Genomic DNA, 23,375 nt, shown 5'->3' on the forward strand with positions numbered 1-23,375 from the left:
TGCGATCTCACGAGCAAGAAGACTGTACGGAAGGAGACGCGATGCCGATCTGGGAGATGCTGAGCCATGCACAGCATGCGGCGTTGCGCGTATCGCGCGCGCATGATGGCGAGCGGCAATTTGCACAAATCGTCGCCGATGAATTCCTCCAAGCCGCACCCTATTATGCGATTCTCTTTACGAAACACCCGGAGACCGGCGCCTTTTACGCCGGCGTCGTGATGGGCCTGGAACCGGGCCGCAACCTGATGGCGATACGGGGCACGCTGCCCGACTACCGACCCGCCGACCTCGAACGCCAAGGCTTCTACATCAGCGACGGGCAACTGGTCGTCGACCGCGAACACGGTGTCTTTGCGGAGCCAGACGGCCAGCTCTTGTTCGACATGAACGGTGAGGCAGCGCTACCACTCAAGCGCATCCAGCAGGCGCTGCACGTCCTCCAGTCGGGCATTCCCGAGACCGATGCGCTGATCGAGCGTTTCCTCGCGCATCGCCTGCTCGAGCCGATCGACGTGACGATGAGCTTCGACGACGGCGAGCATCTGACGCTGGAAGGACTCTACACGATCAGCCTCGACGCGCTGCACGCATTGCCCGATACCGCGGTGCTCGACCTGTTTCGCCGCGGCGACCTGCAACTCGCCTATGCGCAGGCCGGATCGATCCGCCATCTGCGGACGCTCGGCCGGATCCGCAACAACCGGCTGGCGGACATCGGCTGATGCTGCACGAGCCGCCCGCCGACGCGTTGCGCGATCCGGAAACTTACCAGGCCGAGGTGATGGCGCGGTGCGAGCCCGCGGTATTGCGCGGCGCGGCGCGGGATTGGCCGATGCTGTCGGGGGCGACGACCCCGGATGCGGCCCTCGACGGCGTGGTGGCGCAGCTTCGCCGCTTCGATAGCGGCAAGCTCGCGGAAGTGTTCGTCGGCAAACCCGAGATCGGCGCGCGGTACACTTACGACGCGACGCTCGCCGGGTTCAATTTCGACCGTAGTTCGGTGCCCTTCGGCGAGGCGCTGACGCGAATCCTCGACAGCGCGGCGGACCCCGGCCGGACCAGCATGTACATGGGATCGATGACCGCGGAGACGTATTTCCCCGGTATCGAGGAAACCACCCGCCTGCCGTTCGTACCGTCCGCGGTGCGCCCGCGGTTCTGGGTCGGCCACGCCTCGACCGTCGCCTGCCATTACGACACGATGGACAACGTCGCGTGCGTCGCGGCGGGGCGGCGGCGCTTCACGCTGTTCCCGCCCGACGCGATCCGCGACCTGTATGTCGGACCGATCGACCACACGCTCGCCGGCCAGCCGATCAGCCTCGCGGTCGGCAGCGAGCCCGGCGACCCGCGCTTCCCCCGCTTCGAAAACGCCCGAGACCGCGCACTGGTGGTCGAGCTGGAGCCCGGCGACGCGCTCTACGTGCCGAAACTCTGGTGGCATCAGGTCGAGGCGGTCGGCGACGTCAACGTCCTGGTCAATTTCTGGTGGGACGGGTTCAGCGCAGGACCGGACCAGCCCTACACCGCGATGCTGCTATCGCTCCTGACGATCGCCGAACGCCCGCCGGCCGAGCGCGCAGCTTGGCGTGCGTGGTTCGATCACTACGTGTTCCGCCCCGACGGCCACCCGCTCGCGTTCCTCCCGCCCGAACGCCACGGCGTGCTCGGCGCGTCGAAGGAGAATCACGGGCGGATCCGGACGCTGGTGATGCGCCTGCTGCGCGGCGGTTGAGCGTGCGTTGGAGTGACGCCTCAGCCTAGTCGAAGTGTTTCCGCTCGATTGTGAGCCGCTTGTCCTTGCAGAACCCGCAATCCTTGCCGGCGAAGCGCGCGGCAGCGGTCCGGTCGTTCTTCAGCCGCCAGTCCAGCCAGGCGGTCACAACCTCTGCCGCGATACCGCCATGCGGTTGCATGTAGGTGCCGCCGTGGCCCACCGGTATGTTGACCAGCGCCGCAGGGATGTGGTCGATCCGCTGGAAATCGTCGGTACCGTTCGCGACCGCGATGTCGGTCGGACCGCCGAGGACGTAGAGGATCGAGCCGTGCAGCGTCTTCAGCAGCGCCTTGTCGGACACCACGCCGCCGATCGGGTTCGCGCCCTCGGGAAAGAAGCCGCTGTTCATGATCACCGCGGTCGTCACGCGCGGGTCCTGCGCCGTCGATAATGCCTGCAAGCCGCCGCAACTCCAGCCGGACGCCGCGATCTCCGTGGTGGCGATCCTGCCCTTGAACGGACTGCCGGCGCGGGCATTCTCACGCTGCGCCCAGTCGATCGCGTCGGTCAGCGCGCGCGTTGACGTTGCCGAGGTCAGCGTCGTGCCGGGGGCGGGGGTCGGTGCGGGCTTGGTCGCGGCGTCGGACTTCGGCTTGGGGATCGTGCCCGACGCGATGACGAGATAGCCGTGCGAGGCGATCTCCAGCAGGTGGTTGCGCGAACTCGTCCCGTCCGCGCTGCAGCCGCCATTGCCGAAGACGTAGATTCCGAGCTTGGCCCGACCCAGCGCACCAAGATCCGCCGGGCCGTAGACGACATGGTCGGGCAGGTCCGGTCGTTCCTCGAAGATCGCGGGGTACGTGCCCGACCCGCGTTCCAGTGGCGCCGGTTGCGCCACCGCGCCGTCAGCGGTGCGCGCGATCCCGGGCGAACCCAGCATGATGCCGGCAATCAGAAGGGCGAGAGCGCGCATGCTGGATCTCCGTATGGGTAGGCGTTGGGTGTCAGAACGAAAAGCGGACGCCGACACGGTAGATACGCCCGACGATGTCGTACAAGGCCGGGTTGGCGCTCTGCGGCGACGCGGCCGGGTCGTGATCGAAGACGTTGTCGACCTTGAAGTACCCGGACACCTGTTTGGTGATGGTATACGTTCCGCCGACGTCGAGATAGAAGGCGCCGGGCATGAAGTTGCGGTCGATCGTCGGCGCGGTCGTGGTCGATTTGGGGCAGGTTCCGGGCGCGCAGACGACGTACTGGTTGCCGTAATTGCCGTCGCTGAACCAGCGTTCCTGTACCGTCAGGCTGAAGCGGTCGTTGCTGAACGCCTGGACCGCAAGCAGCTTCCAGCGTGGGGTGGCGCCGAGGTTCACGCCGGCGCCGTCGGTCGGAATCGTCCCCGGCAGGCCGGTATCCGTGACGAACTTCCGGATGTGCGTCGCCAGGCCGCGGAGCGTGAACGTCCCGTCCACACCGAGCGGGCGCCGCCACCGATAGCTTGCCTCGATATCGAAGCCGTCGGTCTTGATCGAGGCGAGGTTGAACGCCTGCGCATTGATGAAATTGGGACCGGCGGTGTTGTTCAGATTATACGCGCTGCACGTTTCGGGCAGGATGTTGCGGAAGCACAGGTCGACGATCTGCGCCGCGCCGAGGCTGGAGATCACGTCGGTAACCTTGATGTTGTAGTAATCGACCGAGGCGCTGAACCCCGGCAGCCAGGATGGGTTGGCATAGACCGCGCCGACTTCGGTGTTGCGCGCGATCTCAGGCGTGAGTGCCGGGTTGCCGATCGCGTTCTGGATCGCCACGACGTTGACGTTGCGCGCGGGGTCGAGGAAGTTGGGCAGCGTCGTCGTCACCGGTGCGGCGAACAGCTCGGACAGATTGGGTGCGCGAACATCGCGCGAGGTGACGCCGCGCAGGCGAAGTCCGTTAAGCGGCGTGTCCCACGTCCCGCCGATCTTCCACGTCCATACCCGGCCCGACGTGCTGTAGTCGGTGATGCGGGCCGCGCCGTTGATGTTGGCCCTGCCCATCATGTCCGACTTGAAGAGTGGGACGTCGAGCTCGAGGAACGCTTCCTTGACGTCGTAGGCGCCGGTGCCGTTCTTGTAGTTACCGGCATACCAGTTGTTGCCCGCGGTTAGCAGCGTTGGGTCGGCGGGGTATTCACTGGTATAGGGACTGAGCGCAGAGACGCCGGCGCCGTACGCATCGGCGCGGACCTTGTAGAATTCCTTGCGATATTCGCCGCCGAACGCGACCGACAAGGGACCCGCCCACAGCTCGACGGGTGTGCCGGAGAAGGCGAGGCTCGCGACATCCTGCGTCAGGTGAAGGCGCTGGATCGGGCCGTTCTCGGGCTGGACATACCGGCGTGCCGACTCGGAGGGTGTCGCGCCGCCGATGATATTGAGCGGGATACAGCCATTGGCGCGCGCGACCGGATTGGCGCAGACGATCGCGCCGTTGAGCGTGATCGCCTGGATCGCCTGGTTGAAATGCGGCGTGAGCACGATGTCGTCGACGTCGATCGCGGTGTCGGTAATGCCACGCTCGTAATAGGCGTCATAGGTCCAGGGCGAACCACCGAGATCGAACTTGCCCTTCAGGCCGCTGACGACACGGTATTGGCGGCGATCGGTATGGACGATCGTGTTCGGCAAAATCGCGACGCTGGCGCCGAACTGGAAATCCGTGATCCCCGCGGTCGCACATGCCGCCTGGATTGACGCCGGGACGAACGGGTTCGCGCACTGGAGCCTCAGGCCGGGTCGGTTGGCCCCGTTGGTCGGCTGGTTGTGGGTCTTCACCTGGCCGACATTGACGCTGACATAGACCTCGTTGTCGGTCGCGAAATCATAGCCGATCCGCCCATAGCTATCGAGGCGCTGGATCGCCGACTGCAGGGTGCGGCCGGTATCGATGTTCCCCGACAGGTCGCCGCCGACGCAGAAGCCGGGCAGGCAGCCTCGAACCGCGCCGGAACTGTCACGTGCGGGCACGCCATTCGAGCCATATTGGAACTGGAAGGGGCGGCCGCTCTGGTCGAACGCGGTGCCCTGCAGCGGACCGGCGGTGATGAGGCCGTATTTCGTGAAGTTATACGGCTGGGCGAAATCGCGCAGGACGTATTGCGGTGATCCGTCGTCGACGACGTTGCGGTTGATCATCGTCGTCTGCGTGAACCAGTCGCGACCACCGGCGAGGTCGGTGCCGAAATCACCGGGGCCGACGCCTGCTTCCTTGGCATATTCGCCGCTGACGACGAGGTGGAGTCGGTCGTTCAGATAGCTCCGCCCCGCGGCAAGTTGGATGAGCCCCTGGCCGTCGTCGCCGTAATTGGTGATGCCGCCCTGGATGTTGCCTTTGAAGCCCTGGAAATGGGTGTCGGTGATGAAGTTGACGACGCCGCCGACCGCGTCCGATCCGTAGGATGCGGACGCGCCGCCGTTGACGATGTCGACTCGCTTGATCAGCAATTGCGGGAGCAGGCTGACGTCGGTGACGCCGGTATAATAGGCGCCGACGACGCGCTGGCCGTCGACCAGGGTGAGTGTACGGATCGTCCCCAGACCCCGGAGCGAGAACGAGCTCAGGCCCTGCTGGCCGCTCGACGTGCTGAACGTGTTGGTCGTCGAGCTGCTCGATCCCTGCAACGATGGCAGCTGCGCGATCGTCGTGAAGACGTTGGGCTGCGCGTTGTTCTGGATATCGGCTTCGCTGATGACCGTGGTCGGCGTCGGGGCGGTAAAGCCGCTCGACTGGATCCGGGAGCCGGTGACGATGATGTCGGCGGTTCTGACGGCCTCGGGTTCGGCGGGCTTGGGCGTCTCGGCGACCGGCTCTGCGGGGGCGACGGTGTCGGTGGTTTGCGCTGGGGCGGCCTGCGCGAAAGACGGTGCTGCGTATAGCGAGAGGATAAGCGCGGCGATGCTGCTCGATCCGGCGATGAGGGTGCGCCGTTGCTGTGTAGTCGGACTGGAAATGGTAGACATCGAACGTGGCGCTGTTGCTAAACGCGATGTCTCTTGCGCCCAAACGCTGGCGCGGACGTGAGCCGACAGAGTCGTGATTCTGGAAACCATTGCATCCTACCCCCTTTTACGGCGCGCCGGTTTACCGGCGTTCCTGCAACGTCATCCCGCAACTCGATGTTGCTGTTTGATAACGTTACCACGCAACAATGCGTCGACATCGCGGAGGAGTCAATACTCATACTATCGGTGGCATAGTATGGAGGTCGTCGACGTCCGCAGAAACGGCGAATGGCGTTAAAGCGTGGCGTCGTCCTGCGGGGGCGACGTCGACTGTCGCTTGACGATTTCGTGGTCCAGCACCCGGTCGGCGCGCTTGGCGGGGGTTCTCGGCGACGTGGCGATCTCCGCGACCAGCAGGCCGAGTGCTTCTGCGGCGAGGCGGCGGACCGGCTGGTGCACCGTGGTCAGCGGCGGCCAGAGCATCACCGCTGCGGTGGTATCGTCGAACCCGACGACCGTCAGTTCGCGCGGTACGTCCAGTTGTCGCCGATGCGCGACCGACACGACGGCGGCGGCCATGTCGTCGTTGCTGGCGAAAATCGCGGTGGGGGGCGGATCGGCCTGGAGCAACTGGTCGCCGGCGGCGAGTCCCGAGGCAAAGCTGAAATCGCCCTGCGCGATCGTCGCACGAACGCCCGGATGTTCGCGCACCGCGGCGTAGAAGCCGTCGAGCCGCTTCAGGCTGGCGACCTGGTCGGGGTTGCCGACGACGAACCCGAGCCTTCGGTGACCCATCGCGATCAGCTCGCGCGTCATCTCGTACGCGGCGAGGCGATCGTCGATACGGACGCAGATCACGTCGTCGACATCGTGCGCGCCGACCGCCGCTACCGGCACGCGCGCCTTGCGCAACACGTCGAGGACCGCCGCGGACTCGCTCAACGGCGGCGCGCAGATCATGCCGGAGATGCCCGTTGCGACCAGGTTCTCCAGCGCGGCGGGGCTGGGCGGACGGCCGTCTTCGCCCTTCAGCAGGATCAGCCGTGCGCCACGGATCGAGGCCTCCTCGAATACGCCGGTGAGGAAGTCGCTCATGAACGCGGCGCTCGGGTTGGCGTATATCACGCCGATCTTGAGTTCGGTGGACGTGACCAGGCTGCGCGCGGCGAGGTTCGGCGTATAGCCGAGTGCGTCGATCGCATCCTGGACGCTGGCGCGGGTGGTCGGATCGACGCTGGCGCGGCCGTTGATGACGCGCGACACGGTCATCGGGGATACCCCGGCCTGCGCGGCGACATCGATGATCGTCGGGCTGCGCGAGCGCCGAGCGCGTTCCTTCACACCGATCCCTTCAACCCCGCCCGACGATCGTCACGTCGAGCCCCTCAATACGAACCATACACGACGTTGCGACCTAGACCTTTGGCCCCGCGATGCAAGTTGGTCGGATCTCGACCAGAGTATGCCGACCCACAGAGCACACATGTTGACGTTATCATTAGTCTGCGTAATCTATTGGGACATGCGCTGCGACATCGGATCGAACCGGCGCGTCGCGATCATCGCCGCAATGGCGAGCAAGCACCAAGGGAGAGGTCGATGAAACCGGTCGTCGCAGCGTTCGTCCTGTTCGCGGGTCAAGCCACGGTATTCGTCTCGGCCGAGGCGCAACGGGCTCAGCCTATCGCCGTCCGGATCGACGCAACGGCGCGGTCTGCGGCGGTCACACCCTATGAATACGGCATGTTCATCGAACCGATCGGCGGACTGGTCGCGCGGACGCTGTGGGCGGAGATGCTCGACGACCGCAAATTCTATTATCCGATCGGCCCCGCCGCCAGCGACGCGCCACCACCGGTCAATGCCGAAGGGCGGCCCGGTGTCGTCTACCGCAAATGGCGCCCGATCGGCGGCGACGCTGCCGTGACGATGGACACGCAGCATCCGTACGTCGGCACGCAGAGCGCGCGTATCGCAGTGTCCCCCGACCATGTCACCGGCATCGGCCAAGGCGGGATCGAGGTCGTCCGCGACCGGCGGTATGTCGGCAAGCTCAAACTGAGTGGCGAGCCGGGCGTGGCGGTGTCGGTGGCGTTGGTCTGGGGCGATCGGCCGCAGGACCGGCAGGTCGTGTTGTTGCCGACGCCGGGCGCGGACTGGAGCGAGGCCAGCTTTGCGTTCACGCCGACCGCGGCGGCGACCGATGCATGGCTGGAGATCACTGGCACTGGCCCCTCCACCGGTACGGCCGTTTTTCGCGTCGGCGTGGTGTCGCTGATGCCGGCGGACAACATCAACGGCTGGCGTGCGGATACGACTGCGATCGCGAAGTCGCTGAACTCGGGCTTCTGGCGCCTGCCAGGCGGAAACTTCCTGTCCGACTGGGACTGGCACGAGGCGATAGGGCCGCGCGATGCGCGCGCGCCGATGTTCGATCACGCTTGGAGCGCGATGCAGCCGAACGATCTCGGCATGGACGAATGGATGGACCTGACGCGTATCCTGGGCGTCGAACCCTATGTCACGGTCAATGCGGGGCTGGGCGATGCGAACTCGGCGGCCGAGGAGGTTGAATATCTCAACGGCGCGGCGACCTCCGAATGGGGCGCCAAGCGTGCGGCGAACGGTCATCCAGCACCCTACCGCGTCAAATGGTGGAACATCGGCAACGAACCGTTCGGCTGGTGGCAGATCGGCAAGACTTCGCTCGATTACTTCATGATCAAGCACAATGAATTCGCGAAGGCGATGCGGGCGAAGGATCCGTCGATAACGCTGATCGCATCGGGCGCGATGCCCGAGGAGTTGCATCCGAAGGGCGTGCAACAGAACTCGTCGATCGAGAGCATTCAGGCGAAGTTCGGTACCGAGGAGGACTGGACCGGTGGCTTCTTCGCCAAGGCATGGGGGAATTTTGACGGCATCACCGAGCATTGGTATGATCGCGCGGAAAAGCGGCCCAATGCGCCGGCCGCCGACGAGCTTATCGAATTCGTCCGTTCGCCCTCGAACCATGTTCGCATGGAGGCGGAGGAATGGGCGATCTACGAGACGAAGTTCCCGAAGATCCGCGCCGCCAAGACGTTCCTGTCGATCGACGAATATGCGTACATGGCGGGGCCGCCGACGCTGAAATCCTCGCTGGCCTATGCGATGGTGTTCCAGGAGATGCTTCGCCACACCGATTTCCTGACGATGTCGGCGTTCACGACCGGCGTTTCGACGATGGACATCTCGCCATCCGCCGCGACCCTCAACGCCACTGGCACGGTATTCAAGCTGTACGGCGAGCATTTCGGCGCCGGGACGGTTCCGCTGAAGGTCGATGGCGATGTACCGCAACCAGAGCCGAAATACCCGATCGGCCATGCGCATCCCAAGGTGCGCGCGGGCAGTTCGACTTATCCGCTCGACGTGATCGCGGGGCTGTCGCCGGACGGCACCAAACTGCGCCTCGCAGCGGTGAACGCGACGTTCCAGCCGCAGAGACTGAACCTTGCGCTTTCCGGCATGAGGCTGCGCGGCGGCGGCAGGCGCTGGGTCATGACCGGCAAGACGGTGGAGGTGGCGAACACGATCGCCTCCCCGAACGGCGTGACGATCGCCGAGAGCAAGGTGGCGGGGACGCGCACCGTGATGGTACCGGCGATCTCCGCAGCGATCTACGAAATGCCGATCGCGGCGGCGCACTGAGCCGGACCGCGACCGCGCCGCGCGTGGCTACAGTTGCTCTCGACCGCATTTCGACGCGTTTTTGCAGCAGCAATGCTTGCCTAAGACGAGCGTCGGCGGCTACCACGCGATGATAACGTTACCGAGGGGGTGAGGGTGCGGCGCTTCAGGAATATCCGCTGGACCATCATCGGCCTGTTCGTGGTGGCGATGATCATCAACTATCTCGCGCGCAGCGTGCTCGGCGTCGCGGCGCCGGCGATCATGGCCGAGCAGCATATCAGCGCGGCCGAATATTCCTGGATCACCGGCGCATTCCAGATCGGCATCATGTTCCAGCCGCTCGCCGGCTATGTGCTCGACGTGGTCGGGCTGAAGATCGGCTTCACGCTGTTCGTCGCGATCTGGTCGCTGATCACGATGGCGCACGGACTGGCGACCGGCTGGATGGGGTTCGCCGGCCTGCGCGGTGCACTGGGGCTGGTCGAGGGATCGGCGCAGCCCGCGGGGATGAAGCTGGTCGCCGAATGGTTTCCGGCACGAGAGCGGGGCGTCGCGGGCGGCATCTATCAGATCGGGGCCTCGTTCGGCGCGGTGTTCGCGCCGCCGCTGGTAGCCTGGGCGGTGCTCAACCATAGCTGGCGCGCGGCCTTCTTCATCGCCGGCGCGCTCGGGCTGGTGTGGGTGATCGCGTGGCTGTTCTGGTATGCGCCGCCCGCAAAACATCGACGGCTGTCGCCGGCGGAACGCACGCTGATCGTCGAAGGACAGGAGGCATCGCTCGCCACGCATCGCAAGCGTCCGCCGCTCGGCGAACTGCTGCGGCGGCGTAACCTGTGGGCGATCGCGGCAGCGCGGTTCCTCGCCGATCCGGTGTGGGGCATGCTGTCGTTCTGGATGCCGCTGTACCTGGTGCAGGTGCGGGATTTCGATCTCGGCCAGATCGCGATGTTCGCGTGGCTGCCGTTCCTGGCGGCGGACCTCGGATGCCTGTTCGGGCCGATCGTGGTGGCATGGCTGCAACGGCGCGGCGTCGACCTGATCGATGCGCGGCGTGGCGCCTTCACGGTGGGTGCGGTGCTGATGACGGGGATGATGTTCGTCGGCACGGTGACCAGCCCGATCGCGGCGATCGCGCTGCTGTGCCTCGGCGGTTTCGCGCACCAGACGCTGTCGGTGACCGTCATCACGCTGTCGTCGGACCTGTTCCCGCAGGATCAGGTCGCGACCGCGACGGGAATGTCGGGCACCGCCGCCAATCTCGGCGTCCTGATCTTCACGCTGGTGCTCGGCTCGATGGTCGCGGAGGTCGGCTACCAGCCGTTCTTCATCCTGCTCGGACTGCTCGACCTGGTCGGCGCCGCACTCCTCTGGGTCCTGATACGAAAGCCCGCATGACTATTCGAAATCCGATCCTTTCCGGCTTCAATCCGGACCCGTCGATCGTCCGCGTCGGCGACGATTATTACGTCGCGACCTCGACCTTCGAATGGTATCCCGGCGTCCAGATCCATCATTCGCGCGACCTTGCGAACTGGCGGCTGGTAACGCGGCCGCTCAACCGCGCGAGCCAGCTGGACATGCGCGGGAATCCGGACTCGTGCGGAGTATGGGCGCCCGACCTGAGCCATGCGAACGGCCGCTTCCACCTGATCTACACCGATGTGAAGCGCTATGGTCAGACCACGATCGACGGCGCGCGGGGCGCATCGCTGCGCGATTTCCATAATTACTGGGTCACGGCGGAGCATATCGACGGACCGTGGTCCGATCCCGTCCACCTCAACAGCAGTGGTTTCGACCCGGCGCTGTTCCATGACGATGACGGGCGGAGCTGGCTGCTCAACATGCTGTGGGACCACCGGCCGGGCGGGCGTCGCTTTGCCGGGATCGTGGCGCAGGAGATCGACCTCGCGACGGGCGACATGCTCGGCGACCGTCGCATGATCTTCGAGGGCACTTCGCTTGGCTTCACCGAGGGCCCGCACCTCTACAAGCGCGACGGCTGGTATCACCTGCTGGTCGCCGAGGGCGGCACAGAGCGCAATCATGCCGTCGTGATGGCACGGTCACGGTCGCTGTTCGGCCCGTACGAGGTGCATCCGGATGGCCCGGTACTGACCGCGGCGGGCAAGCAGGGCGTGCAGTTGCAGCGGACCGGGCACGGCGATCTGGTCGAAACGCCGACCGGCGAAACCTGGATGGTGTATCTGTGCGGACGGCCGCTGCCCGTCAGCGACCGGTGCGTGCTGGGCCGCGAGACCGCGATCCAGCCGATGCGCTGGCGCGAGGATGGCTGGCTGCGGACGCTCGACGGCGACGCGAGTCCGGCGCTGATCGTGGAGGATGGCACGGCGTCGGCCGCTCCCGAACCGCGGCGCGAGCGCAGCGTGTTCGATACCGATACGTTGCCCGAAGCCTTCCAGTGGCTGCGCACCCCTGATGCCCACCGGTTGTTCAGCCTGACCGCGCGGCTCGGTTATCTGCGCCTCTACGGCCGCGAGACGATCGGGAGCCACTTCACGCAGTCGCTGGTCGCGCGCCGGCAGCAGGCGTTCGCCTACGCCGCCGAGACGCTCGTCACGTTCGAACCACGTCACTTCCAGCAGGCGGCGGGGCTGGTCTGCTACTATAATTCGACGAAGTTCCATTACCTGCACGTCACCGCCGCCGACGACGGCCGGCGCGTGCTGCAGGTGCTGTCGGCGATACCGACCCCGCTAGGCAGCAGCGTGATTACTCAGCCGATCGCGATCGACGCGGGACCGATCGGATTGCGGGTCGAGGTGGATCACGAAAGCCTTCGCTTCGGATACCGGAGTGCTGGATCGAGCGCGTGGACCTGGCTCGCGGACCGGTTCGACGCGAGCGTCCTGTCCGATGAGGCGACCCTGCCGGGCCTGCCCAACTTCACCGGCGCCTTTGTCGGGATGGCGTGCCAGGATATGTCGGGAGCCGGCGAACCGGCCGATTTCAGCTATTTCGAGTATGTCGAAGCCGGCGGCGACTGAGCGGACTGACCGCGGCGTCGATCCGCGTTCAGTCCGTAACCACTGGCCCAGTGTTACGCCGCGATCTTCAAGTCCTGCATCACGTCGGCGGTGATCGAGAGGCTCCGCTTGCGCGCCTCATGGTCGTAGATCGCGCTGGTCACCATGACCTCGTCGACACCGGTCCGCTCGACGAACGCCGCGATGCCGCGGGCGACCTTGGCCGGGCTGCCGACCGCCGAGCATTGCAAGACGTGATCGAGAATCTGGTTGCCCTGCGCGCCGAGCGACTCGCGGTAGCCGGCGAGGGGCGGCTTCATCTTGCCGGGGTTGCCGGTGCGGAGCGCGACGAACGACTGTTGCTGCGAGGTGGCGAGCAGTTCCGCCTCCGCGTCGGTCTCGGCCGCGAACACGTTGAAGCCGGCCATGACGTGTGGCTTCGACAGGCGCGCAGACGGACGGAAATCGCGGCGGTAGATTGCGAGTGCGGCATCGAGCGCGTCGGGGGCGAAGTGCGAGGCGAACGCGTAGGGCAGGCCGAGTGCTGCCGCCAACTGCGCACCGAACGTGCTCGAGCCGAGGATCCACATCTCGACGTCCGCGCCTGCGCCCGGGGTCGCGACGATGCCGGTCTGGCCGTCATTGGCGAAGTAGCTCTGGAGCTCCATCACGTCCTGTGGGAAGGCGTTCGCGTCTGTCTCCAACGTGCGGCGCATCGCGCGCGCAACGCGCTGGTCGGAGCCGGGTGCGCGGCCGAGGCCGAGATCGATGCGGCCGGGGAACAGCGCGTCGAGCGTGCCGAACTGCTCGGCGATCGTCAGCGGCGCGTGGTTGGGGAGCATGATGCCGCCCGAGCCTACGCGGATCGTCTTCGTGGCGGCGGCGATGTGCCCGATCACGACGGCGGTTGCGGCGGACGCGATGCCGGTCATGCCGTGGTGCTCGGCGACCCAGTAGCGCTGGAACCCGACGCTCTCGGCATGCCGCGCGAGGTCGGCCGCGTTGGCGAGCGATTGGGAGACGGTGCCGCCTTCGATGACGGGGACCAGATCGAGCAGGGAATAGCGTGTCATGCGGCAGAGATAGGTACCGAGCGGTAGCTTATCCAGCCCCGCCCGTCTCTCACGTCTGTCATCCTGACGAAAGTCAGGATCCAGAGCCAAATACGGCAGCGCCCGTTACTCTGGATCCTGACTTTCGTCAGGATGACGGATTGGGGGGGCGGGGGGATCAGAACCCCAGGCTGTAGCGCATCGCCATGCCATAGTCGTTCGGGAGTGCCGCGAAGTTGCCGGGGTCGCGGCGGAAGAACAGGTTGGTGTCCAGGCCGCCCCCGAATGCGGGCAGGCCGTAGCGTAGTTCAACGTCGAGTTCACGGCCTTGTGGGGCGAGGTTGAGGCGTTGGGTGGTCCAGTCGGTGACGGTACCGGACGTGTAATCGAAATAGGTCGGCAGGCCGAGGTCGATCCCGCCGCGGGCTACGCGCAACGGTTGCGCGATGCGGAGTCCGAGCGTGTCGTGGCCGAACACGCCGTCCTTGCCGATGTCGGCCGCGAACGCGTTGGTGCGGACTAGTCCTTCGCCGCTGAGGCCGCCGCGGACGGTGGCCTGGGTCCAGCCCTGGCGCATGGAGCCGCCGATGCTCCAGCCGGCGCCGGCATCGAACCGTGCTTTGGTATCCACGAACCACGTTGCCGCGCGCGTCCCGCCGAGCGCGGCGTCGAACCGCGCGCCGAGGACGGTGTCGCGCTCGTCCATGCGAATGGCGGCGACCATCGTCGACAGCGCGCCGAAGCGTCGGTCGACTGCAAGCGAGACGCGGTTGTAGCCCGAGCGCTGCCAGCGGTCGCGCAGGCGGAGGTCGCTGTCACGCTGCGTCAGGACGTCGCCATTCTCGATGCCCGCAGTGAAGCCGAACCCACCGAAGCTCTGCCGGATTGCGCTCGACGCCCGCGTGGTGCTGTCGAAGCCCAGGTTGCCGGTGTTGGCGATCAGGAAGGCGGGTTCGGACTGGCCGGAAAGCTGTGCACTCAGCGCACCCGATCCTTGCGCGAAGCCGAAGCCGAACGACAGCGTGCTGCCGAGCTTCTGCGTCACCATTCCGGCGATGGCGCGTGCACTGGTAGCGTCGGCGCTCGACAACGAGGTGCGATCGAGCGCGACGTCGCCGTTGGCGCGCGGCGCGAGCGTCATCGATACGGTCATGCCGCCCTGCGCCAGCGCGACGGTGCGAAATCGCGACTGGAGTGCGCCGCCGAGCGAACGTTCGGGGCTGCGGCGCGCGATCGTCTTGGCGAGGTCGATCGCGAACGCGCGGCTGTAGCCGTCGAGGATCACCGCGCCGAGTTCGCCCTGGGTCGCGTCGCCCATCGGCGCGGACAGGGTGGCATTGCCGCTCGTCGAGATGACCGCTTTCGATCCCGCGATCGAGGTTGTGCCGAGCGGCTGGAACGCGCGCGTCAGGTCGAGCACGCCGTTGCCGTACACCGCGTCGACTCCGGGGGCGCCGACATCGCGTGCGCTGCGAAAGAGGATGTCGACGATCTGCGCGCCGGTCAGGTTGGGGAAGGCCTGGGCGAGCAACGCCACCGCGCCGGAAATCTGCGGCGCGGCGAACGACGTGCCCGACCAGAGATAGGCGGTATCGGTCGCGTCGGGCGCACGAACGCTTTCGCCGACCGCGGTTAGGAAGTGCGCGGCGCCGGTCCCCGCGCGGTCGCTGAAGGTCGAGATCCCGTCGCTTGCGCCGACCGAGCCCGCGATGATCACCTGGTTGCGGGCCTGCACTTCGCCGGCGACGTTGGTGAACGGATCGGGATTGACCGAGCCGTCATTGCCCGCCGCGATCACAACGACCAGTCCGGCGGCAGTCGCGCGGCCGATCGCATCCTTAAGGCTCTGTGGCATCTCGGAGCCGCCGAGCGAGATGTTGACGACCTTCGCGCCTGCCGTGCGTGCCGCATCGAGCCCGCGGGTGATCGCGTCGGTGCCGAACTTGCAGCCCGAATCCTCGTCGTCCTTGCTCGCGGTGGCGCAGGTGCCGGGGCGGTCGGCGCGCAGGACGATCAGGGTCGCATCGAACGCCACGCCGTGCGAGCCCGCGCCATTCCTCCGGCCTGCCAGCGTGAAGGCGACCGCGGTGCCGTGGCCGCCTTCGTCGTCGATCGAGCTATTGCCGGCGACGTCCTGCGAGGCGGACGAAACGCGGCTGCCGAACTCCTGGCTTTGCAGGTCGATACCGCTGTCGATCACGCCGACGCCGATCCCCTTGCCGGTCGCGCCGACGTTGTACGCGGCCAGCGCGTTCATCGAGACCGCGCCGACGGTCGCGCGATATTCGCTGGTGTCGTTGCTGGACGGTGTCGGTGTCGGGGTCGGGGTCGGCGCGGGAGTCGGAGCAGGGGTGGGCGCTGGTGTCGGAAGCGGTGTCGGCGTCGGGGTGGAAACCGTGGGAGGGGCGGGCGTGCTGTTGACGCCGCCGCCCCCGCCGCCCCCGCACGCGGCGAGCAGCAGGCCACTTGCCACCGCCGCCGTTCTCAGCAGCCCCGCCTTCGTGCCGCGCATTCATCCCGCCCTTTTGTGATTTTCCGTAACATACTGGAATGCAAAGCCTTACGCGATCGTAAACATCGGTCCTGAAGGTCTGCAGTGTCGCACCCCGCTTGTCGCCGCGCGCGGCGGTCCGTAGAGGTTCCGGCCGATGCTTGCCCGCCTTGACCCCCGCCTCGACCATGTCCGCAACTGGATCTTCGATCTCGACAACACGCTGTACCCGGCGAGCGCGGACCTGTTCGCGCAGGTCGACGCGCGGATGACCGGGTTCATCCAGGATCTGCTCGGGCTCGATCACGACGAGGCGCGGCGCGTGCAGAAGGGGTATTTCCACAATCACGGCACGACGCTGTCGGGGCTGATGGCCGAGCATCATGTCGATCCGCACGCGTTCCTGGCGCATGTCCACGACATCGAGATGGATGTGCTGGAGCATGACGCGCCGCTGGTCGCCGCGATCGCCAAGCTGCCGGGGCGGAAACTCGTCTTCACCAATGGCGACAAGCCGTATGCGCTGAAGATCCTCGACCGGCTCGGGCTCGGCGAGAGCTTCGAGGCGATCCACGACATCCACGCGATGAACCTGATGCCGAAGCCGCATGCATCCGCCTATGCAGGGTTCTGCGCGGCGTTCGACATCGATCCGCGAGAGTCGTTGTTCGCCGACGACATGGCGCGCAACCTGACGCCGGCCAAGGCGATCGGGATGACCACAGTCTGGATCGACAACGGCTCCGAGCAGTCGCCCGACGTTGCCCGCGATCACATCGATTTTACCGTGCCGGTGCTTGCGCCATGGCTCGAAACCATCCTGGAGACATCATGACCTTGCAGACCATCATCGACGCCGCCTGGGACGACCGCGCGAACCTTGGCCTGGATACCAAGGGCGAGGTTCGCGACGCCGTCGAGTCCGCGCTGGCGATGCTGGATGCCGGCACCGCGCGCGTTGCCGAGCCGACCGCTGATGGCTGGCAGGTCAACCAGTGGTTGAAGAAGGCGGTGCTGCTCTCGTTCCGGCTCAACGACAACGTGGTGATCGACGGCGGTTCGGCAGGGTCCCCGGGGTTCGACAAGGTGCCGTCGAAGTTCTCGAGCTGGGGCGAGGCGGAGTTCCGCGCGGCGGGTATCCGTGTCGTGCCGGGCGCGGTCGCGCGGCGCGGGAGCTTCATCGCCAAGGGCGCGATCCTGATGCCGAGCTTCGTCAACATCGGCGCCTATGTCGGCGAGGGCACGATGGTCGACGCGTGGGCGACGGTCGGGTCGTGCGCGCAGATCGGCAGGAACGTGCATCTGTCGGGCGGCGCCGGCATCGGCGGCGTGCTCGAGCCGTTGCAGGCGGATCCCGTCATCATCGGCGATGGCGCCTTCATCGGCGCGCGCGCGGAAGTCGCCGAGGGCGTTCGCGTCGGCGAGGGCGCGGTGCTGTCGATGGGCGTGTATCTGGGCGCCTCGACCAAGATCATCGACCGCGCGACCGGCGAAGTGTTCAAGGGCGAAGTGCCGCCGTACGCGGTGGTCGTACCGGGTTCGATCGGTGGTGGTGACGGTAAGCCAGCACTGTACTGTGCGGTGATCGTCAAGCGGGTCGATGCGCAAACTCGTTCCAAAACCTCGATCAATGACCTGCTGAGGGACTGATCGGGTCGACAACCGGATGGCTGCTGCCTATCCGGGACGAAACATACCGAGGAGATAGACTTTGACCGCTGCTGCCAGCCAGGTTCTCGACCGCGTACTCGTCCTCGAAATGGTCCGCGTGACCGAGGCGGCGGCGATCGCCGCCTCCACGCTCGTCGGTCGTGGCGACGAGAAGGCGGCGGATGCGGCCGCGGTCGAGGCGATGCGCGAGGCGCTCAACTCGCTCTACATGGACGGCACGGTCGTGATCGGCGAGGGCGAGCGCGACGAGGCCCCGATGCTCTTCATCGGCGAGAAGGTCGGCTCGGCGATCGGCAAGGGCCCGAAGATCGACATCGCGCTCGATCCCCTGGAAGGCACGACGATCTGCGCGACCGCGGGGCCGAACAGCCTCGCCGTGCTGGCGATCGCCGAAGAGGGCGGGCTGCTCAACGCGCCCGACGTCTACATGGACAAGATCGCGGTCGGGCCGGGCTATCCCGAGGGCATCATCGATCTCGACAAGACGCCGACCGAGAACATCAACGCCGTCGCCGCCGCCAAGGGCGTACCGGCGCGCGACCTGATCGTGTGCGTGCTCGATCGGCCGCGTCACGAGGCGCTGATCGCCGAACTGCGCCAGGTCGGTTGCGGGATCATGCTGATCGGTGACGGCGATGTCGCGGGCGTGATCGCGACGTCCGATCCCGAGACCACGGTCGACGTGTATATGGGCTCCGGCGGCGCGCCCGAGGGCGTGCTGGCGTGCGCGGCGCTGCGCTGCGTCGGCGGGCAGTTCAAGGGGCGGTTGCTGTTCCGGAACGACGACGAGCGTGGGCGTGCGGCGAAGTGGGGGATCACGGATCTCGACAAGCAGTATGACCTTTCGGAACTGGCGAAGGGTGACTGCATCTTTGCGGCGACCGGGGTTACGGATGGCTCGTTGCTGGCTGGCGTGAAGCGGAAGAAGGGCAAGATGACCACCGAGAGCGTGGTGATGCGCGCGTCTTCGGGGACGGTGCGTTGGGTCAAGGGTGAGCATCGGACTGACTGATTTGATACTGCGCCGGCCGGCAGCTCAGCACCTCCCCGGCGGAGGCCGGGGCCCAGGTGGAAAGGTCGGAGTAACGGAGCGTTGTCCGTCGTCAGCAGCGTCCCCCAACTGGGCCCCGGCCTTCGCCGGGGTGGCGGCTTCGTCGAGGATCGCGCAAGCCAACCATGTGTCCCCGCGAAGGCGGGGACCCAGACTGGGCTCCCGCCTTCGCGGGAGATCAAGGAAGTAGAGCGGTGAAGGGGGGAGGTGGAAGTGTCGGCATGATCCTTCCCAACGTCCTCCTCCTCGTCACGATCATGAGCCTCGTCTGGTTCCTCAAGGGCGACCTGCTCGGCTACCGCCGGATCAAGCGCCTCTCCGACACAGCCTCGCGCCAGAAGACCTACCGCCTGTGGATCGCCAAGGCCGCGATCGGCTTCCTCCTGCCGGCGGTGATCGGACTGGCCCTGCTCGGCCGCCTCGACGCGCTCGTCACCATGCCGCCCGAGTTCGACGCCCTCCGCACGCTCCTTCCCAGTTTCGAAGGCTACAGCCGCGTGGAACTGCTCGGCATGATCGGCGGCAGCGCGCTCGGTGGCCTGATCATCGGCGCGGTGCTCGCGACGCGGGGCAACTGGCGCATCCTCAAGACTGTCGGCAATGTCGGCTCGCTGCTCCCGCGCAACCGGCCTGAGATTGCGCATGCCGCGGCCATGTCGATCGCGGCGGGGGTGTCCGAGGAGCTCGCGTTCCGCCTGTTTCTGCCGCTGCTGGTCGCGATCGTCAGCGGCAATGCGTTCGTGGCATTCGGCGTTGCGGTGGCGGCGTTCGGCGCGATGCATCTGTATCAGGGGCGGGCGGGCGTGATTGCGACCACGCTGGTCGGCGCGCTGATGGCGGCGGTCTATCTGATGACCGGCGAGCTGTGGCTCGCGATGGTCCTGCACGCGCTGATCGATCTCAACTCGCTGGTATTGCGCCCGATACTGACCGGAGCGTGGCGCGCGGCTTGACTTCGCAGGCGCGGGTTCGTCCAATCGCGACACGGTTCATGAAGGGGAATTCCATGTCGCGCCACGCCCTCCTGCTCGCGCTTGCGGTCACCGCCGCTGTCCCGGCCGCCACGCTCGCGCAGACCGCGCCACAAGCCGCGACCCAATCCCCCTTTACCTTCGAAGAGGTGATGGTGCCGATGCGCGACGGGGCGAAGTTGCAGACGGTGATCATGCGGCCGCGCGGGATGACCGGGCCGCTGCCGATCCTGCTCCAGCGAACGCCCTACGGCGTGCCCGATGCGCCGTTTCCCACTGCCGATCGCTTCGCACCGTTGATGAAGGATGGCTATGTCTTCGTCTTCCAGTCGATGCGTGGGCGGTTCAAGTCGGACGGGGTGTTCACGCTGTCGACCGCGGTCCACCCCGGCGATCCCAAAGCGGTCGACGAGGCCACGGACGCGTACGACACCGTCGGCTGGCTGGTGAAGAACGTCCCCGCCAACACTGGCAAGGTCGGCATGTGGGGCGTGTCATACCCCGGTTTCGCAGCCGCCGTCGCGCTGGCGAACCCGCATCCGGCGCTGAAGGCGGTGTCTCCGCAGGCGGCGTGGATCGATTACTGGCAGTCGGACGATCTCCACCGCAACGGCGCGCTACGATGGAGCTATGCGACCGACTGGGTGTCGTCGCTGCAACTCGACAAGACGAAGAATTCCGACTTTGCGTATCCGAGCGATACCTACGATTATTTCCTGAAGGCCGGCTCGGCGGAGGCGATCGACCGGACCGTGTTCAAGGGGCGCGTGCCGATGTTCACGGCGCTGCTCGATCACCCCAATCATGATACGTTCTATACTGCGCAACGCTGGACCGATGCGCTCGGCAAGACGACGGTGCCGACGCTGAATGTCGCCGGGTTCTGGGATCAGGAGGATCCTTGGGGTTCGTGGCAGATCTACGCGCGTCAGAAGCGCAACGATCCGAACCATCTGGCGCAGATGGTGGCGGGGCCGTGGCGGCACGGCGGGTGGCAGGGCGTGGCGGATCATCTCGGGCCGATCCCGCTTGGGACGGCGAGCGGCACGCAATTCCAGGAGCAGATCCAGGCACCGTTCTTCGCATACTGGCTGCACGGCAGCGGCGTGCGGCCGGACTTTGCGGCGAAGATGTTCCAGTCGGGGTCTAACGTGTGGAAGACCTATGCCGCCTGGCCTCCGACGGGCGCGAAGACGACCGAGCTGTATCTGCATGCTGACGGGAGCCTGTCGTTCACCGCGCCTGCGGCTGGCGAGGGGTGTCGTGATTACGTGTCCGATCCGGCGAACCCGGTGCCGTTCCGCCGGCGACCGATGTCGGCGACGTATGCCAGCCCGGATTGGGCGTGGTGGGAGGCGGACGACCAGCGCTTCGTCGATCACCGGCCCGATGTGCTGAGGTATGTGTCGGAGCCGTTGACCACGGACCTGACCGTGACGGGGGCGCTGTCGGCGACGTTGCAGGCGTCGACCAGCGGGACGGACAGCGATTTCGTGGTGAAGCTGATCGATGTGCTGCCCGACGATACCGAGTCGTTCGACAAGTCCCAGGCCCGGCCTGGCGATTACGCGAAGACGTTGAACGGGTATCAGTTGCCGATCGCGATGGATGTGCGACGCGGGCGTTTCCTGGCAAGCGATACGACGCCGCAGCCGTTGGTGCCGGGCAAGGTGGTCGCGTGGGACGTGCCGCTCCGCGACCACGACCATGTCTTCAAGGCGGGGCACCGGATCATGGTGCAGATCCAGTCGAGCTGGTTCCCGATGATCGACCGCAACCCGCAGTCGTTCGTGCCGAATATCGCGCGGGCGAAACCGGGCGATTACGTGAAGGCGACGCAGAAGGTCTGCGCGGGCTCGCGGGTGACGTTGCCAGTTATGCGTTACAAGGCTTGTTCTCCCGCGAAGGCGGGAGCCCAGACTGGGTCCCCGCCTTCGCGGGGAAACATACTTCCTACGTCAGTTCTTCATCCGCCAGCCGGTCTTGAAGATGCACGCGATCACCAACAGGCATACCGCGAGGAAGCCGGCGGTCACCGCGAGGCTTACCCCGACCGCGACGTCGCCTACCCCGAAGAAGCTCCAGCGGAAGCCGCTCACCAGATACACGACCGGGTTGAAGAGGCTGAACGTGCGCCAGGGCTGGGGCAGCATGTCGATCGAATAAAACGCGCCGCCGAGGAAGGTCAGCGGGGTGATCAGCAGCGCGGGGACGAAGTTCAGCTGCTCGAAGCCGTTGGCCCAGACGCCGATGATGAACCCGAACAGGCTGAACGCGACCGCGGTCAGGATCAGGAACGCGATCATCGCGAACGGGTGCTCGATCCGCAGCGGTACGAAGAACGATGCGGTGGCGAGGATGATCAGCCCGAGGATCACCGACTTGGTGGTCGCCGCGCCGACATAGCCGATCACCATCTCCATCGCCGAGACGGGCGCCGACAACAGCTCGTAGATCGTGCCGGTGAATTTGGGGAAGTAGATGCCGATCGACGCGTTCGAGATGCTCTGCGTGAGCAGTGATAGCATGATCAGGCCGGGGACGATGAAGCTGCCATAGCCGACGCCGCCGACCTGCTGCATGCGGCTGCCGATCGCACCGCCGAAGACGATGAAATACAGCGAGGTGGTGAGGACGGGCGTGACGAGGCTCTGCCAAAGGGTGCGCAGAGCGCGCGCCATTTCGAAGCGGTAGATCGCCCATATACCGTGCGTGTTCATGCGCGTTCTCCGACGAGATCGACGAAGATGTCTTCGAGGCTCGATTTGCTGGTTTCGAGATCCTTGAAGCCGATGCCGAGTTCGCTGAGTTTGCGGAGCAGCGACGGGATTCCGGTATGGTCGGCCTGTGCGTCGAATACGTAGCGCAGGCGTTTGCCGTCGTCTTCCAGCGACAGGTCCCAGTCGGCGAGTTCCGGGGGAAGCGCCGTCATCGGGTCCTGGAGCGCGATGTCGAGTTCGCGCTTGCCGAGCTTCTTCATCAGCGACGCCTTGTCGTCGACGAGGAGCAGCTTGCCCTTGTTGATGACCCCGACGCGGTCGGCCATTTCCTCGGCTTCCTCGATGTAATGCGTCGTCAGGATGATCGTCGTGCCGCCTTCGCGCAGGCGGTGGACTAGCTTCCACATGTCGCGGCGCAATGCGACGTCGACGCCTGCGGTGGGCTCGTCGAGGAACAGGATCTCGGGTTCGTGCGCGAGCGCCTTGGCGATGAGGACGCGGCGTTTCATCCCGCCGGAGAGCTCGCGGATCTTCGCGTCGCGCTTGTCCCAGAGCGAGAGGTCGCGGAGCACCTGTTCGATGTACGCGCTGTGGCCCGAGCGGCCGAACAGGCGGCGGCTGAAGGTGACGGTGGCGAGCACCGTCTCGAACATGTCGACGTTGAGTTCCTGCGGGACGAGGCCGATGCGGCTGCGCGCCTGCTTATAGTCGCGGATCGCGTCGTAGCCGGCGACCTTGATCGTGCCGGCGGACGGCGTGACTATGCCGCAGATGATGCTGATGAGCGTCGTCTTGCCGGCGCCGTTGGGGCCGAGGAGCGCGAAGATCTCGCCTTTCTGGATGTCGAGGTCGACGGGGTGGAGGGCTGTGGTGCCGCTCTTGTAGGTCTTGGTGACGCCCGCGATGGACAGGATCGGTTCGGTCATTGGCACCCCTTTTTGTGAGGGGAAGATGGGGGTGGCGGGACGTGAATGATAGGCCTTCCCACGCCTTCTTCTTCTCCCGCGGAGGCGGGAGCCCAGACTGGGTCCCCGCCTTCGCGGGGAAACAAGGA

General features: G+C 66.2%; 16 protein-coding genes and 1 pseudogene. 10 read left to right on the top strand and 7 right to left on the bottom strand.

All coding sequences use genetic code 11. The annotated features are described in order from the left end of the window. Positions 1-41 precede the first annotated feature (41 nt). Both O6X71_RS17735 and O6X71_RS17740 read left to right on the top strand, forming a co-directional pair. Positions 42-725 (top strand): SapC family protein, encoded by a 684-nt coding sequence (locus O6X71_RS17735; RefSeq protein ID WP_353467061.1) that lies wholly within the window; start codon positions 42-44, stop codon positions 723-725. Then, on the top strand, positions 725-1,738 hold the full coding sequence (locus tag O6X71_RS17740; RefSeq protein WP_353467062.1) for a cupin-like domain-containing protein: 1,014 nt from the start codon (positions 725-727) through the stop codon (positions 1,736-1,738). The genes O6X71_RS17735 and O6X71_RS17740 overlap by 1 nt, the downstream gene beginning before the upstream one ends. A 25-nt stretch (positions 1,739-1,763) precedes the next feature. Here O6X71_RS17740 and O6X71_RS17745 read toward each other — a convergent pair whose 3' ends face one another. The 3 genes from O6X71_RS17745 to O6X71_RS17755 form a co-directional block, all read right to left on the bottom strand. Further along, positions 1,764-2,693: a hypothetical protein gene (locus tag O6X71_RS17745; protein WP_353467064.1), complete on the bottom strand. Its 930-nt coding sequence runs from the start codon at positions 2,691-2,693 to the stop codon at positions 1,764-1,766. A gap of 31 nt (positions 2,694-2,724) precedes the next feature. Continuing rightward, the gene (locus tag O6X71_RS17750; protein ID WP_353467065.1) at positions 2,725-5,721 is read right to left on the bottom strand and encodes a TonB-dependent receptor plug domain-containing protein; all 2,997 of its coding nucleotides are present in this window, start codon (positions 5,719-5,721) and stop codon (positions 2,725-2,727) included. A 276-nt stretch (positions 5,722-5,997) separates the two neighbouring features. Beyond that, a complete protein-coding gene (locus O6X71_RS17755; RefSeq protein WP_353467066.1) occupies positions 5,998-7,044 on the bottom strand; it encodes a LacI family DNA-binding transcriptional regulator in 1,047 nt (348 codons plus the stop codon). Positions 7,045-7,302: 258 nt separating this feature from the next. Between O6X71_RS17755 and O6X71_RS17760 the strand changes: the two genes are divergently transcribed. The 3 genes from O6X71_RS17760 (at position 7,303) to O6X71_RS17770 (ending at position 12,386) form a co-directional block, all read left to right on the top strand. After that, positions 7,303-9,396 (top strand): alpha-L-arabinofuranosidase C-terminal domain-containing protein, encoded by a 2,094-nt coding sequence (locus tag O6X71_RS17760; protein ID WP_353467067.1) that lies wholly within the window; start codon positions 7,303-7,305, stop codon positions 9,394-9,396. Positions 9,397-9,531: 135 nt separating this feature from the next. Beyond that, positions 9,532-10,773: an MFS transporter gene (locus O6X71_RS17765; protein WP_353467068.1), complete on the top strand. Its 1,242-nt coding sequence runs from the start codon at positions 9,532-9,534 to the stop codon at positions 10,771-10,773. Then, positions 10,770-12,386: a glycoside hydrolase family 43 protein gene (locus tag O6X71_RS17770; protein ID WP_353467069.1), complete on the top strand. Its 1,617-nt coding sequence runs from the start codon at positions 10,770-10,772 to the stop codon at positions 12,384-12,386. The genes O6X71_RS17765 and O6X71_RS17770 overlap by 4 nt, the downstream gene beginning before the upstream one ends. Before the next feature lie 53 nt (positions 12,387-12,439). On the opposite strand, the gene O6X71_RS17775 is transcribed toward O6X71_RS17770, so the two are convergent. Together O6X71_RS17775 and O6X71_RS17780 are read right to left on the bottom strand one after the other, a co-directional pair. Next, positions 12,440-13,438: an LLM class flavin-dependent oxidoreductase gene (locus tag O6X71_RS17775; RefSeq protein ID WP_353467070.1), complete on the bottom strand. Its 999-nt coding sequence runs from the start codon at positions 13,436-13,438 to the stop codon at positions 12,440-12,442. A gap of 157 nt (positions 13,439-13,595) precedes the next feature. Continuing rightward, complete coding sequence (locus O6X71_RS17780; protein WP_353467071.1) at positions 13,596-15,929, bottom strand: S8 family peptidase; 2,334 nt, start codon at positions 15,927-15,929, stop codon at positions 13,596-13,598. A 136-nt stretch (positions 15,930-16,065) separates the two neighbouring features. Here O6X71_RS17780 and O6X71_RS17785 point away from each other — a divergent pair, with 136 nt between their 5' ends. The 5 genes and pseudogenes from O6X71_RS17785 to O6X71_RS17805 all read left to right on the top strand — a co-directional run. Then, positions 16,066-16,743, top strand: a complete 678-nt coding sequence (locus tag O6X71_RS17785) for a pyrimidine 5'-nucleotidase (RefSeq protein ID WP_353467072.1) — start codon at positions 16,066-16,068, stop codon at positions 16,741-16,743. Beyond that, positions 16,740-17,558, top strand: a complete 819-nt coding sequence (gene dapD / locus O6X71_RS17790; RefSeq protein ID WP_353467073.1) for a 2,3,4,5-tetrahydropyridine-2,6-dicarboxylate N-succinyltransferase — start codon at positions 16,740-16,742, stop codon at positions 17,556-17,558. Before O6X71_RS17785 ends, dapD begins: the two co-directional genes overlap by 4 nt. A 61-nt stretch (positions 17,559-17,619) precedes the next feature. Next, the gene (glpX, locus tag O6X71_RS17795) at positions 17,620-18,591 is read left to right on the top strand and encodes a class II fructose-bisphosphatase (protein ID WP_056065803.1); all 972 of its coding nucleotides are present in this window, start codon (positions 17,620-17,622) and stop codon (positions 18,589-18,591) included. A 260-nt stretch (positions 18,592-18,851) separates the two neighbouring features. After that, positions 18,852-19,583, top strand: a complete 732-nt coding sequence (locus O6X71_RS17800; protein WP_353467074.1) for a CPBP family intramembrane glutamic endopeptidase — start codon at positions 18,852-18,854, stop codon at positions 19,581-19,583. A gap of 179 nt (positions 19,584-19,762) precedes the next feature. Then, a pseudogene (locus O6X71_RS17805) lies at positions 19,763-21,466 on the top strand (CocE/NonD family hydrolase); the annotation flags it as partial. A gap of 93 nt (positions 21,467-21,559) precedes the next feature. On the opposite strand, the gene O6X71_RS17810 reads toward O6X71_RS17805, so the two are convergent. Continuing rightward, the gene (locus tag O6X71_RS17810) at positions 21,560-22,321 is read right to left on the bottom strand and encodes an ABC transporter permease (RefSeq protein ID WP_353467075.1); all 762 of its coding nucleotides are present in this window, start codon (positions 22,319-22,321) and stop codon (positions 21,560-21,562) included. Beyond that, positions 22,318-23,247: an ABC transporter ATP-binding protein gene (locus O6X71_RS17815; protein WP_353467076.1), complete on the bottom strand. Its 930-nt coding sequence runs from the start codon at positions 23,245-23,247 to the stop codon at positions 22,318-22,320. Before O6X71_RS17815 ends, O6X71_RS17810 begins: the two co-directional genes overlap by 4 nt. Between the last annotated feature and the right edge of the window lie 128 nt (positions 23,248-23,375).

Origin of the sequence: Sphingomonas faeni, assembly GCF_040407505.1 — a bacterium.
Taxonomy (GTDB): domain Bacteria; phylum Pseudomonadota; class Alphaproteobacteria; order Sphingomonadales; family Sphingomonadaceae; genus Sphingomonas; species Sphingomonas faeni_E.

What these genes read in the sequence shown, in the direction of transcription:
- O6X71_RS17800 (WP_353467074.1), top strand. Translation starts at nt 18,852, where the DNA reads ATGATCCTTCCCAACGTCCTCCTCCTCGTCACGATCATGAGCCTCGTC.
- O6X71_RS17770 (WP_353467069.1), top strand. Translation starts at nt 10,770, where the DNA reads ATGACTATTCGAAATCCGATCCTTTCCGGCTTCAATCCGGACCCGTCG.
- O6X71_RS17810 (WP_353467075.1), bottom strand. Translation starts at nt 22,321, where the DNA reads ATGAACACGCACGGTATATGGGCGATCTACCGCTTCGAAATGGCGCGC.
- dapD (WP_353467073.1), top strand. Translation starts at nt 16,740, where the DNA reads ATGACCTTGCAGACCATCATCGACGCCGCCTGGGACGACCGCGCGAAC.
- O6X71_RS17780 (WP_353467071.1), bottom strand. Translation starts at nt 15,929, where the DNA reads ATGCGCGGCACGAAGGCGGGGCTGCTGAGAACGGCGGCGGTGGCAAGT.
- O6X71_RS17750 (WP_353467065.1), bottom strand. Translation starts at nt 5,721, where the DNA reads ATGTCTACCATTTCCAGTCCGACTACACAGCAACGGCGCACCCTCATC.
- O6X71_RS17740 (WP_353467062.1), top strand. Translation starts at nt 725, where the DNA reads ATGCTGCACGAGCCGCCCGCCGACGCGTTGCGCGATCCGGAAACTTAC.
- O6X71_RS17815 (WP_353467076.1), bottom strand. Translation starts at nt 23,247, where the DNA reads ATGACCGAACCGATCCTGTCCATCGCGGGCGTCACCAAGACCTACAAG.
- O6X71_RS17735 (WP_353467061.1), top strand. Translation starts at nt 42, where the DNA reads ATGCCGATCTGGGAGATGCTGAGCCATGCACAGCATGCGGCGTTGCGC.
- O6X71_RS17760 (WP_353467067.1), top strand. Translation starts at nt 7,303, where the DNA reads ATGAAACCGGTCGTCGCAGCGTTCGTCCTGTTCGCGGGTCAAGCCACG.
- O6X71_RS17745 (WP_353467064.1), bottom strand. Translation starts at nt 2,693, where the DNA reads ATGCGCGCTCTCGCCCTTCTGATTGCCGGCATCATGCTGGGTTCGCCC.
- O6X71_RS17775 (WP_353467070.1), bottom strand. Translation starts at nt 13,438, where the DNA reads ATGACACGCTATTCCCTGCTCGATCTGGTCCCCGTCATCGAAGGCGGC.
- O6X71_RS17785 (WP_353467072.1), top strand. Translation starts at nt 16,066, where the DNA reads ATGCTTGCCCGCCTTGACCCCCGCCTCGACCATGTCCGCAACTGGATC.